Source organism: Grimontia hollisae CIP 101886, assembly GCF_000176515.1.
GTDB classification, from domain to species: Bacteria; Pseudomonadota; Gammaproteobacteria; order Enterobacterales; family Vibrionaceae; genus Enterovibrio; species Enterovibrio hollisae.
In genome coordinates, this window is the sequence record NZ_ADAQ01000011.1 from 243,556 (window position 1) to 257,650 (window position 14,095).

Consider the following 14,095-nt stretch of genomic DNA (forward strand, 5'->3'; position numbering starts at 1 on the left):
TGCCGCCAACTGTTTTACTTTTTGCCAATGCCGTATTCACGCAGTTTATTGGCAACTGAGGTGTGTGACACGTTCAGCCGTTTTGCCAGTTTGCGCGTTGACGGATAGCTGCGGTACAGGTTTGACAAAATACCTGATTCGTAGCGCTTCATGATGTCATCCAGTGATCCTTCCATGGTTTCTTCGGTCAGGAAAGCGCTTTGTTCAGTTTCTGGCAACTGAATATCGTCTTTTGTCAGGCAGCCTTCTTCGATTTGTGTCATGGCACGGAACAACACGTTGCGAAGCTGGCGCACATTCCCCGGCCATGAATATTGCGTCAGGAGCTCCAATACGCCTTGCTGAAGCATTGGCCTTTCCTGACCAAGTTCTGAAGAGAACTGGTTGAGAAACAGCTCAGCCAACGGCTGGATATCTGAAGGCCGTTCACGCAGTGGTGGCACAGTGAGCGACAGTACGTTCAGGCGATAATAGAGATCTTCACGGAACTGGCCCGCTGCCACCCGTTCAGACAGGTTCTTTTGCGTGGAGCAAATCACCCGCACATCCACTTTGATCTCTTTCTCTTCACCCACACGCCGGAAGGTACCATCTTGCATAAAGCGCAGAAGTTTGATCTGTAAATGCGGGCTCATTTCGCCGACTTCATACAAGAAGACAGTGCCACCGTCTGCCTGCTCCAGCTGGCCTTTCTTACCTTCGCGCCCTTCTGTCGGTGCACAGCCAAACAGTTCGGTTTCAGCGGCATCGTCTGGCATGGATACACAGTTCACCAACAGAAAAGGATGTTCTGCCCGGTGGGAACGCTGGTGGCAGGCTTTGGCCAGCATCTCTTTTCCTGTACCGGTTTCACCCTGAATCAGTAGCGGCGCATCCAGCGTCGCAAACTTCTTCGCCTGATTGACCAGCGTCCTGAATTTACTGGATTGTCCGACAAGATGCTCGAAACCATGCTCACCCGGTGTCCGGTAGAGGGTGGTTGGCAAATGGTTCATCGACACCTGTTTTAGCTGGATAACAGCGCTCGCCAGCAGATCTTTATCTTCACTGTCGGTGACGTAAACCGGCATCACTTCCATCAGGTAATCCATACCGGCAATCACTACCTGGCGGCAGATTTGCCCGGCGTTGTCACGTTCCAGCCAGTGAGAAAAGTTAAAATCAGGAAAGATGTGATTGGCAGATTCGCCAATCAGCCCAGACGCTTCACTGCCCATTAAACGGAAAGCGGCTTTGTTCGCCATGTCGACTTTGCCGCTGAGGTTCACAGAGAAAACCGGATCGCTCAGGGTTTCTAGCAATGCGCGCAATTCCCTGTGTTCCCGCTCAGCGGGAAGGAACTGTATTTTTCGCACATCGGTCACGCCACTTATCAGGCGGATTTCAGACATCAGTTGCCTGAACTCGTCGAAGTCCACCTCTGGGCAATTGAGGTAAATGATCCCAATCTGGTCAATTTCAATACCACGTAAATCAATGTTACGGCGGGCCAGAATATCGAGGAGCTCACGGGTTAATCCAAGTCGATCTTCGCAAAAGACCTGTAATCTCACGGTTGTGTCCTGTATGCAAAGGGCTGGCTACATCCTGAATGCCGAAGCCAGCCTTGTTGATATGAAGGTTGTCCGGGATAACTCCCGCAATCCCTGCATGACGTGAATGAATAGCGCGTCCGTAAAGTGTCAGGAATTGTTGACAGTGAAGGAAGTGTGCGCCTCTCACGACAGCGAGTCAAGCTGTGCGGTTGAAAACGTGAGAAGCGCAGTGAGCAGAAACAAAGGGAGGTGCAGCACCAAATGGCACAGTTATTTGCTACCGGGTAACAGTTTTCCCAGTAGCTGTTTACGGATATCAGCCAACTTGGGAGCAGACGTACCGATATAAGGTAATGGCCGCATCACTGACATCGCTTTATAACCCAGCCTTGCCGTCAGTAATCCTACTCCCAGCCCCTGTGCGGCTCGGGCAGACAACTTTCCAGCCAAATCCACAGAGAGCAGATCTGTCCCCATGTCTGTAATCGCCTCACTGGCCCCGGCAAATGCCATGTTTGCCAATACCAATTTCAGCAACCGGATGCGCGACCAGTAACCAAGCTGAACACCATAGATGTTCGCGACTTGTTCCAGCAACCGGAAGCTGCGCCATGCCACCAGCAGCATGTCCGCAATCGCCAGCGGGCTTAGCGCCACCATCACTGCGGCTTCTGAGGCATATCTCGTCACCATTTTCCGGGCGCGGGCGTCCTGCTCTGTTACCACCATACGGTCGTAAAGTTCAAAAACTTCACGGTCATTGTGCGTCGCAGCGAGCGAGGTTTGCCATTTGTCATAGCCCGCTGTCAGCTCAACGCCGGATTGTCTGGAAAGCCTTTCGCAGACACTTTTGGCTTTGCCAATGCCTTCGGCTGCCAGAATAGCCATGACCTCATCACGTTCATCCTGACGCCCTTTCAGGCGGCGGAGCGCAAAAAACTCGCGGCCAATGGCACCGACACCCATCGCCGCAATCCCGGCGATAAAACCGCTCCAGCCTACAGCCAGCCAGTCACCTGCCTGCACGGCAGTGACAACTGAATCCACCGTTTGCCAACCCACAAGGCCGATGCCAGCAACGGCTAACGCGCGCCATCCCCAACGCTTTTTCCGAGGGGGTTTCAACGTTGCCTCAAGCGCTTGCTCTGCACGGGTTTCATCTTCAATGTTAGTGACCGCGAAATTAACAGCATCTTGTTCAAACTGGCGCTGTAGAGTCAGCTCAGGCGCTTCATTCTGCTGTTTTGCGGGCTCTTCAAATACCACGGCTTTTTTGTAATCGTTCATGTCACCTCCTACCTGACCTTATCACCCAGCAAATACTGCAATGCCTTATCAACACGGATATGCGGTAATGGCTCGTCCACATCCGTTTGCATGGGCCGGAACTGACGGAATTCAAACTGGTTATTCTGCCAGAAAGAGTCATTCGGTAATCGCGCAGGCACATCTCCCGGATACATTAATATCGGGTCGCCGCTTTCCAGTGTGCCGCGCAACGCGGCCATAGATTCGCCTTGATGGTTGACCAGCCCCGGCTCTGTCGCCTGGATAGAAGCCAGGCTGATACACTCCATATCAATGCCTTCGAAGGCTGCGGTTTGCCAGGCTTCATGAATGAGTTGTTGCAGTAAGGACACCAGATTCGGGTGCTGGTCTGGGGTCACATGATCCGCTTTGGTGGCAGCAAACAAAATCTTATCAATACGCGGCGCAAACAGGCGGCGTAGCAATCCGCTTTTACCATAGCGGAAGCTTTGCATGAGCTGCTCCAATGCCATTCTCATATCGTTAAATGATGCGGGGCCAGCGTTCAAAGGTTGCAACGTATCCACCAGCACAATCTGGCGGTCGACCTTAGAAAAATGCTCCTGATAAAACCCTTTAACAATATGCTGGCAATAGTAATCGTAGCGCTGCTTCAACATGGCATAGTTGCTGGTTCTCGGCGCATTCGCCAGTTGACCTTCTCCATATTGGTTGCCAATCAGCGGAAAGAATTGCAGCACTGGCGCGCCGGCATACTCTCCCGGCAACACAAACCGGCCCGGTTGCACCCAGTGCAGCCCCGCCTCTTGCTTGCACGCATGCAGGTAAGCGGTAAATTTCGTCGCGATCTGGCCAATCAATTTCTCATCGGCATCGGCTAAAGGGTCAAAACTGTCGACAGCTTGAAGCCATTCGTCCGCAAGTGCTTTCCGTTTCCCGGTCAAAATGCCGCTTTGTTTGCGTGACCATTCATCAAAGCTCATGGAAAGCAAGGGCAGGTCAAGCAGCCATTCTCCGGGATAGTCCACGATATCGAGATACAGTGTCGCGGTATCTTGCAACAGTTTCATCGCGCCTTTTTCTGGGCGATAGCGGATTTCCAAACGGATTTCACTGACATCACGTGTCGGGGCTGGCCAGGTCGGCGGACGTGAATGCAACGATTGGATACCCAGATCGTAATCAAATGATGGAATATGAAGCTGGCTCTGCTGAACACGCCGCGCACCCAATACACGCCCTTCCCTGACCGGAGCAAACAATGGCATGCGAGGGTTGGTTGCACTATGGAGCAATTGGTTGATAAGTGAAGTAATAAAAGCCGTTTTGCCGGCGCGGGAAAGGCCCGTTACAGCAAGACGCACATGCCTGTCGAGCCCCCGGCTCACCCATTTATTGACCTGACGCTTCACGGATTTCATGAATTACAGTACCCCTCAAAAGGTAAATCCCCTGTCGGTTGAGACAGGGGACGAGGACATCTTGATATCGTTTGTCGGGATTCAGAGTGTCTTGAACTGTCGGTTCAACTCGTACTCTTTTGATGTCACGTACGCTTCCATCTTGGCGACGTTTCGCTCCATCTCTCCCATTTCATTGTCGATATCAGCCAGTAACTGGCTTGCTGATTTGCCTTGTTGCCAAGGTTTTTGTTTCACCTGGTGTTCTTTGTAATGAAACGTGCGCTTGGCTTCCTCTGGCGGCATTTTTTCCAGTATCAGCATGGCAGCAATATACGCCACGATGACAAAAAAGCCCAACCCCATCAGGAATGCTGTTACTGTCAGGATCCTTACCAGCCAGGTTTCTGCGCCAAAGTAATCGGCGACACCTGCACAAACACCGCCGATCTTCCCGTTTACAGGATCACGATACAACGTTTTGTTCATCGTCTGTGTCTCCAGTTTGGCGCTTCTTCATCAAGAATACGCTCCAGCGAATGGATGCGATCCTGCAATGCTTCCGCGCGGTCAGCCAGGGCTTGCAGTTGCTCGTAGTCATCACCACTCAAGCCCTGACCGACTTGTCGTTTACTGCGATAGTGGAGCCACAACCACAGGGGTGCCACAAAGACAAAAAACACCACCAGTGGAATTGAAAGAAACGCCATTGACATGCCTACTCCTTACCTTTGTGAGGGTTTATTCTTTGTCCTTAAGTTCTGCTTTCATGCGCGCGAGTTCTTTTTCAATTTCATCTTGCGCTTGCAGGTCGGCAAACTCATCTTCAAGGCGTCTGCCTTTGCCGATGCTGTAACTGTCTGCTTCGGCTTCCAGTTCATCGATGCGGCGCTCATATTGCTCAAACTTTGCCAGCGCTTCGTCGGTGCGGCTGGTATCCAACTGGCGACGAACGTCACGACGTTTGCCTGCCGCTTCACGGCGGATCACCAACGCTTGCTGGCGGGCACGGGTTTCAGCCAGCTTGGTTTCAAGCTCTGCAATTTCGTTACCCAGCTTGTTGATGGTTTCTTCGACCAGCGTGTATTCTTCTTTGAGCGTCAGCAAGATATCGTGCACTTTTTGTTTTTCAATCAAGGCAGCACGCGCCAAATCTTCACGGGATTTTTGCAGCGCCAGCGTCGCTTTTTCCTGCCAGTCTGTCATTTGGCGCTCAATACCTTCGATTTTACGCGCCAGCTCTTTTTTGTCTGCCAGCGCCCGTGCTGAAGAGGTACGGACCTCAACCAGCGTGTCCTCCATCTCCTGAATGATCAGGCGAACCATTTTTTGTGGGTCTTCAGCCTTATCCAACAGTGAATTGACGTTAGCGTTAACAATATCTGCAAAGCGAGAGAAAATACCCATTGTGATACTCCTTTTTCCGAATGCGCGCTGTGCGCTTTATCGGTCACATATCAAGTGGCGTGCCAACTTTTATTCTTTTTAAAATACAAACAGTTAAACAAAAATGTGCAATTCTCACCTTGTAGCGTATGATGAAATAAACTAACAGTTGGCAAATTTAACCATGCAGAAACCTGATAATCTTATTGGTGAATCCGACCATTTCCTTTCCGTGTTGGATCACGTCTCCCGCCTTGCCCCTCTTGATCGCCCTGTACTGATCCTTGGCGAACGGGGAACCGGTAAAGAGCTTATCGCGAAACGCCTGCACTATTTGTCACGTCGTTGGGATGGCCCACTCGTCAGCCTCAATTGTGCAGCGCTCAGTGAGGGATTGATTGATTCAGAGCTGTTCGGCCACGAAGCAGGCTCGTTCAGTGGCGCCAAAGGCAGGCATAAAGGCCGTTTTGAACGGGCAGAGGGTGGCACCCTGTTTCTGGATGAACTCGCTACTTCCCCCCTTGGCGTGCAGGAAAAACTGCTTCGCGTGATTGAGTATGGTGAATACGAGCGCGTGGGTGGCAGCGACGTACTGAGCGCTGATGTCCGTCTGATCTGTGCCACCAACGAAAACCTGCCTCTGCTTGCAGAGCAAGGGGAATTCCGCGCCGATCTTCTCGATCGCCTGGCGTTTGATGTGATTCACCTGCCACCGCTTCGTGAGCGTCAGGGGGATATTCTCTTATTGGCAGAGTATTATGCAGTGAGGATGTGCCGTGAATTGGGTTACCGTTATTTCTCCGGCTTTAGTGATCGCGCCATTGAAGCATTAAATACCTACCACTGGCCAGGCAACGTCAGGGAGCTGAAAAACGTGGTGGAGCGCGCCATTTATCGCCATGCTGACGAAAACAGCCAGGTCGATGCTGATGATATCCAGCTCGACCCGTTTAAAGCACCGTGGAAAAAAGAATCTCCGATAGAAAACACACCCACCCAGACGCCATTCACCTTCCCGATGGATTTACGCCAGTGGCAGCAGGAGCAGGAAAAGGCGATTGTTGAAAAGGCGATGGAACAAGCGCGATTTAATCAACGGCGTGCCGCAGACTTGCTTGGCTTAAGCTACCATCAAATAAGGGGCTTGCTGCGGAAATATCAGCTCGTGGGTGATGAAAACACCGACCTGGTTTGAGTTTTTCGCCAATTGTTCTGAAATACACCAGATATTTGCGCCACCACTTGGTCACTCTGTTGCATCAGTGGTAGATTAAAACACTTAACTTTATCACCTAATCATTGGCTTATGAGCGCTCTAGGCCGCTTGTTTATTGCAAGCGTTACCATCCTTCTTTTAGCTGGATGTGAAGACCCGTTCTCAGACAACGCGGCACGTAATCGTGGTTTCATTTACTGTGGTCCGGGTCAACCCAATACCTTCAACCCTCAGTTGACCGACGGAGGCCTGACTGCTGATGCGCTCTCAAGCCAGATTTTCGACCGTCTTCTACAGTTGGACCCCAAGACCTACCAGCCCAAACCTATGTTGGCGCAACGCTGGGAGGTCAGTCCTGATGGTAAAGAATATATTTTTCACCTTCGCCACAGTGCCAGCTTTCAAGTCACAGACTGGTTTATTCCCCAGCGTGGCGTTAACGCAGAAGACGTGGTGTTCAGCTTTAAGCGCCTGATTGACCCTACGCACCCGTTCAATTGGGTCTCTGGCGGAGAATACCCTTGGTTTGACAGTATGGATTTTTCCGGTTTGGTGGAAAACATCGAAGCACTGAATACATACACCGTCAAATTTACCCTCACCCGGCCAGATGTCTCATTCCTGTCGACCTTGTCGACTACGTATGCAGTGATCCATTCCGCAGAGTATGCTGAGCACCTGCTGAAAAAAGGAATGCCGGAAAAGTTAGACTCTCATCCTGTGGGATCAGGGGCATTTTATCTCGATGAGTATGAGCCACATCGTTACATTCGCCTCAAGCGTCACTGGGGTTACTGGAATGGTGCAGCCCCTATGGGGCAGATAGTGTATGACATCAGCAACCGGGGAACTGGGTCACTGAGTAAACTTATCACCCGCGAGTGCGATGTGCTCTCGTCACCGGTTGCCAGCCAATTGTCAGTGATTGAAAATAATCCCGATTTTGTGCTGGCCTCGCAAACGGGGATGAATGTGGCGTTTCTTGCTTTGAATACCCGCCATCCAGCGCTTTCTGAACTGGAAGTTCGACAGGCAATCAGCCTCGCCATCAACCGCGATGCCTTAATCCAGTCGGTTTACTATGGCACAGGCACACCGGCCAATGGCATGCTACCACCCATGTCCTGGGCGTATAATGAAAAATCTTATGTCGCCTATGATCCACAATTGGCGATCAGCCTGATGGCTAAAGCTGGATACCGCCATGGCTTTGAAATCGATTTAGTCGTTCCCCTGACACCAAAGGCGTATAATCCCAGCCCACGGAAAACGGCAGAACTGATCCAAGCTAACCTTGCGCCGATTGGCATCAAGGTGAATATTATTACGCTGGAAGACATTAACCGGAAGCTGTTGCGGGACGATATTTCTGGCTTGGGCATGGTGTTAACCGGCTGGATTGCTGACAATGGTGACCCCGATAACTTCCTGCGCCCACTGCTTTCTTGTAATGCCAAGTTTACCGGCTGGAACCTGTCAAGCTGGTGTAACCGCTACTTTGACCGTTTCCTTGACGCCGCCATTGCGATTGATGACCGTAACCAGCGCCGTTCGCTCTATTCGCAGGCACAGTCAATTCTCAATGACCGGATGCCAGTGATCCCTCTGGCACATGGCGTTCATTATCAGGCACGTAATGCCTCACTTCAGGGCATTATATTAAGTCCATTTGGAGACAAATCTTTTGCAAACGTATCCAGGAGCCGCTGATCTATGTTGATCTACGCTATTCGACGGCTCAATCTTTTCATCATCACCTTGCTGATCCTGACGATGATTGGCTATAACATCGTGAAACTCGACCCGCTCTCAGTCTATAACCAACACGAATATTGGGTCGGTTGGCTGCAATACCTTCGCGAGCTGATACACGGCAATCTTGGCGTTGCTACCAATGGAGAGCCGGTGACTGAATCACTTGCCCGCGTGTTTCCTGCCACCCTTGAGCTGTGCTTTTTTGCCTTTTTGGTGGCATTGATGTTGGGGATCCCTTTTGGCACCCTGGCAGGTATACGTCGTGGCTCATCCACAGACGTAATGATTTCGTCTATCACACTACTGACTTTCTCAATGCCTATCTTCTGGATGGCGCTCTTGATGATCATGGTGTTCTCGCTCTATCTAGGCTGGTTGCCAGTATCTGGGCGCCACAACCTGCTTTTTGAGATCCCAACTATCACGGGGTTTGCTTTTGTCGATGTGCTGCTTTCCCATCACCCGCAACGCAGTCAGGCACTAGAAGACATTGTTCGCCACCTTATCATGCCAACTCTGGTATTGGCGGTCGCCCCAACCACAGAGATCATCAAATTGCTGCGTGATTCAGTGGGTGAAGTCATGAACCAGAATTACATCAAGGCGGCGGCAACCAAGGGGTTGTCTAAATCAGAAATCGTGATGCGTCATGTCATTAAAAATGCGTTGCCACCGATTATCCCCAAGTTTGGTATCCAGATTTCTACCATGATGACATTTGCCATTATTACTGAATCTGTTTTCAACTGGCCGGGGATCGGTACCTGGCTATTGGATGCGTTGAGCTTCCAGGATTATGTTGCTGTTCAGGCCGGCGTATTGGTTGTCGGCAGTGTGGTATTGCTGGCGAACATTTTCTCAGATCTGGCTGGCGCAGCCATCAGTCCACTGGCAAGGAAGGAATGGTATGCCCTCAAATAGTGTGTATCAGGAAGCGCATATTCCCAATCAAATAGAGCGCTCTTGGAAAGCTTTCCGGGAAAATACTCTGGCTGTGTTTGGCTTTTGGTGCCTGTGTCTGTTGGTACTGGTAACAGTGCTTGCCCCTTGGATTGCGCCATTCGATGCTCAATACCCGACCGGTGAATTGTTAATGCCGCCCTCGTGGGACACAAAAGGCTCTGTTGATTACTTTCTCGGGACTGATGACCTCACCCGTGACATGTTATCGCGCCTGATTGAAGGTTCTCGACTCACGTTTGGTTATGCAATACTGGTGGCCCTTGCCGCCAGCATTATTGGGGTGCTTATCGGTATTCTCGCTGGCATGACATCTGGTCTGAAATCCAGTTTCCTCAACCACCTTCTGGATACGGTGCTGACAATCCCATCGCTGCTGCTGGCTATCATCGTTGTGGCGTTTCAGGGGCCGGGGGAGCTCAATATTCTGTTAGCGGTTTGGCTGGCACTTATTCCCCGCTTTATCCGTGCCGTTTATACCGCCGTACATGCTGAAATGGAGAAAGAGTATATTCTCGCTGCCCGGTTAGATGGCGCAAACAATTTTTACCTTCTATGCCATTCGGTGTTACCAAATATATTAGTAACACTCAGCACTGAGCTTACCCGTGCGATTTCGGTGGCGATTTTGGATATCGCAGCCTTGGGTTTCCTTGGCCTGGGAGCACAGGCACCCTCTCCAGAATGGGGCGCAATGTTAGGAGATTCCATTGAGCTTGTGTTTACTGCCCCTTGGACAGTCACACTGCCCGGACTCGCTATCATGATCAGTGTGCTGGTGGTAAACCTTGTCGGTGATGGCCTGACGCAGGCAATTAATGCGGGGACTGAATAATGCCGTTGTTAGATATTCGACACCTGACAATAGAAATTGAAACGCCTCAGGGCATGGTGAAAGCCGTGGATCGCATGAGCCTGACCATCAACGAAGGGGAAATCCGTGGCTTGGTCGGAGAATCCGGCTCGGGTAAGAGTTTGGTGGCAAAAGCTATCTGTGGTGTCACCAAAGATAATTGGCGTGTTACTGCTGACCGTCTTCGTCTGGGTAACATTGACCTGCTTGCCCTGCCTGCCAGAGAGCGGCGTCATGTGGTAGGTAAAGACATTGCGATGATTTTTCAGGAGCCTTCAACCTGTCTCGACCCTTCAGAACAGTTAGGTTACCAACTGGAAGAAGCCATTCCATCCAGTTCGTTCACTGGCAGTTGGTGGCAACGCCTTTCCTGGCGTAAGCAACAGTCTATCGCCTTGCTCCACAAAGTCGGTATAAAAGATCACAAACGGGTGATGAAAAGCTACCCCTATGAGTTGACCGACGGCGAGTGCCAGAAAGTGATGATCGCGATGGCCATCGCCAACCGCCCTCGCCTGTTAATTGCTGATGAGCCGACCAACGATCTGGATCCCATCACCCAGGCCCAGATTTTCCGCCTGCTGAGCCGGACCAATCAACTGGCAAACACCACGATTTTGCTGATCAGCCATGACTTGACCATGGTGACCCAATGGGCTGACCGTATTACTGTGATGTATTGCGGCCAGTCTGTGGAATCGGCTGGGCGGGACCAAATTCTCCAGTCCCCCCACCATCCATATACCGATGCTTTGCTCCGTGCCATGCCCGATTTCAGCAAAGACATCGCCCACAAGAGTAAACTGGAAACGTTGCCGGGCTCTATTCCACCGCTACAGAATTTGCCTATTGGTTGTCGCTTGGGCCCACGCTGCCCTTATGCACAGCGTAAATGTGTGGAAGTACCCCGCACGCGCAAAGTGAAAAACCATAAGTTTGCCTGTCATTTCCCCCTAAATATGGAAGCCAAAAAGCATGACCGCACTGCTTGAAGTGGATAGCTTAAGCAAAAACTACCAATACCGTACCGGCCTGTTTACTAAGCGGGTGATTGAAGCGGTAAAACCGGTGTCCTTCTCATTGGATGCGGGCGAAACTATCGCTTTCATCGGTGAAAATGGCTCGGGCAAGTCAACGCTGGCAAAAATGCTTGCAGGCGTTGTTGCACCAACCGGAGGGGAAATCAGGGTGAACGGTGACGTACTGCAACCCAGCGATTATAAAACACGCTGTAAACTGATCCGGATGATTTTCCAGGATCCCAACACGTCCTTGAACCCAAGAAACCAGATAGGCCAGATTTTGGAAGCGCCACTAAAACGAAATACGAATATGACACCGCAAGAGCGTGAAAAACGCGTTGTGGACACCCTGCGTCAGGTCGGGCTTTTGCCTGAACATGCTTACTTTTACCCACAGATGCTGGCCACCGGCCAGAAACAGCGGGTGTCGCTTGCGCGAGCGCTCATCCTGCAACCGTCTGTGATTGTGGCGGATGAAGCCCTGAATGGACTGGACATGTCTATGCGCTCCCAGATCCTTAACCTGTTATTGGAACTGCAGGAGTTGATGGGCCTTTCATATGTGTATGTGTCTCAGCACATGGGAGTGGTAAAGCACATCGCCGATAAGGTGATGGTGATGCAACGCGGAGAAGTGGTGGAGTCCGGCGCCACCCAACAGATATTTACTGCGCCGGAACATGCGCTGACCCAGCGCCTGATTGAAAGCCACTTTACCGCACCCACACTCGACAGGCGCGCCCGATACCACTCGGTATAACACTTACAACAAAACGCCCTGCAGTTGCAGGGCGTTGTCTTGGTTTTCATTTCCGGCCAGGGGTTAAGCCAACGAAGCGTTGATCGCTGTCAGTACCGCCATCGGATCAGCAGCCTGGGTAATCGGACGGCCAATAACCAGATAATCAGAACCTGCTGCAACTGCTTCTTCTGGCGTCATGATACGACGCTGATCACCGGCGTCACTGCCTGCTGGGCGAATACCCGGTGTCACCAGTTTAAAATCCTGCCCCAAGGCACCTTTCAATAAAGCGGATTCATGGGCAGAGCAAACAACACCATCAAGGCCACTGTTACGGGTCAATGTCGCCAGAGACATCACATGATCTTGTGGTTCACGGTTAATACCGATACCGGCAAGATCACTTTGTTCCATACTGGTCAGTACGGTGACGCCAATGAGCAGTGGTTTATCTTTGCCATACGGTTCCAGCGCTTCACGTGCTGCCACCATCATACGTTCACCACCGCTGGCGTGCACATTCACCATCCAGACGCCAAGCTCTGCAGCCGCAGCCACAGCACGAGCACACGTATTTGGAATATCATGAAATTTCAGGTCCAGAAAGACAGTGTGTCCACGCTCATGCAGCTGACGAACATAGTCAGGACCATAAAGGGTAAACATCTCCTTCCCTACTTTCAGGTGGCAACTGCCTGGCTCTATACGGTCAACAAACGCCAACGCCTGATCAATATTTGGGTAATCCAATGCAACAATTACTTTCGGATCCTGCATTCCTAATTATTCTCCGTCTAAGCCTCGTATCGGTTTTATCGAACCCCAACCTTTACAAGACGGGCAATGCCAGTAAAGGGAGTGCGTCGAGAAGCCACACTTACGACATCGGTAGTGAGGCTTTACTTTAAGCTGCTCTTCAACCAGTTGCTTGAGTGTGTTCAGGCTGGTCTTTGCCCGCCCCTCTTCCGCCTGTCCAACATGTAATTCCATCAGCTTGTGGAACCCTTTCATTGTAGGGTTTTTGGTCAACTGACGGGTGAGGAAACTTTGCGCCATGGCGGGGTTTTCATGGTCGCTGATAATATCAGCCATCATGAGTTCGGCTGAAGCACCAGCATTCTTTTCAATACAATTTCTCAGGAAACGGATTAACGCCATTTCCTTGTTCATCTGGTTATAGCATTGTTCCAGTAATGGCAATGCTTCGCTGACAAAGTCCGGATCTTGCTCCAGCACCTGTTCCAGTACCTTTGTAGCATCTTTATACTCTTCACTTGCAATGTCGAGACGCGCCAACATCAACGATGCACGAACACAGGATTTATCTGTCGCCAATGCTTTCTTTAATAACTGGCGTGCCCCCTTCTCATCACTGTCACCCATCGCCTGCATAGCGAGTTCACAATAGAAATGCGAAATATCACGCTTAAGTTTGCTCTTTCCACTTTTCACCAGCTTGGTCGCTATATCGATAGCCTTATCCCACTCACGGGTTTGCTGATAAATAGCCAGAAGCTGCTGAAGGGCGAATTCTTTGTAATCAGGTTCTTCAATCAATTGATGGAAAATTTTCTCGGCACGGTCAAAGAAGCCAGCAACCATGTAATCCTTGGCGAGCTGTTGTAGTGCAAGGTTACGTTGATCCAGCGTGAGATTAGGACGAGCGATCAGATTCTGGTGAATACGAATAGCACGATCGACCTCTCCTCGGGACCGGAAAAGATTGCCGAGAGCAAGGTGTGTATCAATCGTCTCGTTGTCGACCTGAAGCAGCTCTATAAACAAGTCCACTGCTTTGTCGGATTGATCCGATAACAGCAGATTCAAACCTGCGACATATTGTCGTGATAGATGGTGTGACTGGTCCTGCCGACGATGACGAGCATTCCTATTGCCCATATACCAGCCGTAGCCGGCAGCAATTGGCAGCAACAGAAACAGCAGCTCTAGCATTTAC

Annotated in this window: 14 protein-coding genes; 6 read left to right on the forward strand and 8 right to left on the reverse strand. The window is 50.9% G+C overall.

The features are described from left to right. Nucleotides 1-14: 14 nt before the first annotated feature. From tyrR to pspA, 6 genes are all read right to left on the reverse strand, one after another. On the reverse strand, nt 15-1,553 hold the full coding sequence (gene tyrR / locus VHA_RS07420; RefSeq protein ID WP_005503236.1) for a transcriptional regulator TyrR: 1,539 nt from the start codon (nt 1,551-1,553) through the stop codon (nt 15-17). A 252-nt stretch (nt 1,554-1,805) separates the two neighbouring features. Further along, a complete protein-coding gene (locus VHA_RS07425; protein ID WP_005503237.1) occupies nt 1,806-2,822 on the reverse strand; it encodes a YcjF family protein in 1,017 nt (338 codons plus the stop codon). Nucleotides 2,823-2,830: 8 nt separating this feature from the next. After that, complete coding sequence (locus VHA_RS07430) at nt 2,831-4,225, reverse strand: YcjX family GTP-binding protein (RefSeq protein WP_005503238.1); 1,395 nt, start codon at nt 4,223-4,225, stop codon at nt 2,831-2,833. A gap of 81 nt (nt 4,226-4,306) precedes the next feature. Further along, a complete protein-coding gene (gene pspC / locus VHA_RS07435) occupies nt 4,307-4,693 on the reverse strand; it encodes an envelope stress response membrane protein PspC (RefSeq protein ID WP_005503239.1) in 387 nt (128 codons plus the stop codon). Beyond that, the gene (pspB, locus tag VHA_RS07440) at nt 4,690-4,920 is read right to left on the reverse strand and encodes an envelope stress response membrane protein PspB (RefSeq protein ID WP_005503240.1); all 231 of its coding nucleotides are present in this window, start codon (nt 4,918-4,920) and stop codon (nt 4,690-4,692) included. Before pspB ends, pspC begins: the two co-directional genes overlap by 4 nt. Before the next feature lie 25 nt (nt 4,921-4,945). Then, entirely contained in the window at nt 4,946-5,611 is a 666-nt protein-coding gene (pspA, locus tag VHA_RS07445) for a phage shock protein PspA (RefSeq protein ID WP_005503242.1), read from the reverse strand. 163 nt (nt 5,612-5,774) lie between these two features. Between pspA and pspF the strand changes: the two genes are divergently transcribed. The 6 genes from pspF (at nt 5,775) to VHA_RS07475 (ending at nt 12,156) form a co-directional block, all read left to right on the forward strand. Beyond that, nucleotides 5,775-6,785, forward strand: a complete 1,011-nt coding sequence (pspF, locus tag VHA_RS07450) for a phage shock protein operon transcriptional activator (RefSeq protein ID WP_005503243.1) — start codon at nt 5,775-5,777, stop codon at nt 6,783-6,785. 111 nt (nt 6,786-6,896) lie between these two features. Further along, nucleotides 6,897-8,516, forward strand: a complete 1,620-nt coding sequence (sapA, locus tag VHA_RS07455) for an ABC transporter substrate-binding protein SapA (RefSeq protein WP_040528462.1) — start codon at nt 6,897-6,899, stop codon at nt 8,514-8,516. Nucleotides 8,517-8,519: 3 nt separating this feature from the next. After that, nucleotides 8,520-9,482, forward strand: coding sequence for an ABC transporter permease (locus VHA_RS07460; RefSeq protein WP_005503245.1), 963 nt, complete (start codon nt 8,520-8,522; stop codon nt 9,480-9,482). Further along, complete coding sequence (gene sapC, locus VHA_RS07465; RefSeq protein ID WP_005503246.1) at nt 9,469-10,356, forward strand: putrescine export ABC transporter permease SapC; 888 nt, start codon at nt 9,469-9,471, stop codon at nt 10,354-10,356. Before VHA_RS07460 ends, sapC begins: the two co-directional genes overlap by 14 nt. Further along, the gene (locus VHA_RS07470) at nt 10,356-11,366 is read left to right on the forward strand and encodes a peptide ABC transporter ATP-binding protein (protein ID WP_005503247.1); all 1,011 of its coding nucleotides are present in this window, start codon (nt 10,356-10,358) and stop codon (nt 11,364-11,366) included. Before sapC ends, VHA_RS07470 begins: the two co-directional genes overlap by 1 nt. Then, nucleotides 11,350-12,156: a peptide ABC transporter ATP-binding protein gene (locus tag VHA_RS07475; RefSeq protein ID WP_005503248.1), complete on the forward strand. Its 807-nt coding sequence runs from the start codon at nt 11,350-11,352 to the stop codon at nt 12,154-12,156. Before VHA_RS07470 ends, VHA_RS07475 begins: the two co-directional genes overlap by 17 nt. 63 nt (nt 12,157-12,219) lie before the next feature. Here the strand turns inward: VHA_RS07475 and pyrF are convergent, their stop codons facing one another. Continuing rightward, entirely contained in the window at nt 12,220-12,915 is a 696-nt protein-coding gene (gene pyrF / locus VHA_RS07480; RefSeq protein ID WP_005503249.1) for an orotidine-5'-phosphate decarboxylase, read from the reverse strand. Nucleotides 12,916-12,921: 6 nt separating this feature from the next. Then, nucleotides 12,922-14,091 carry a lipopolysaccharide assembly protein LapB gene (lapB, locus tag VHA_RS07485; RefSeq protein WP_040528463.1) on the reverse strand — a complete coding sequence of 390 codons (1,170 nt, stop codon included), beginning with the start codon at nt 14,089-14,091 and terminating at the stop codon, nt 12,922-12,924. Between the last annotated feature and the right edge of the window lie 4 nt (nt 14,092-14,095).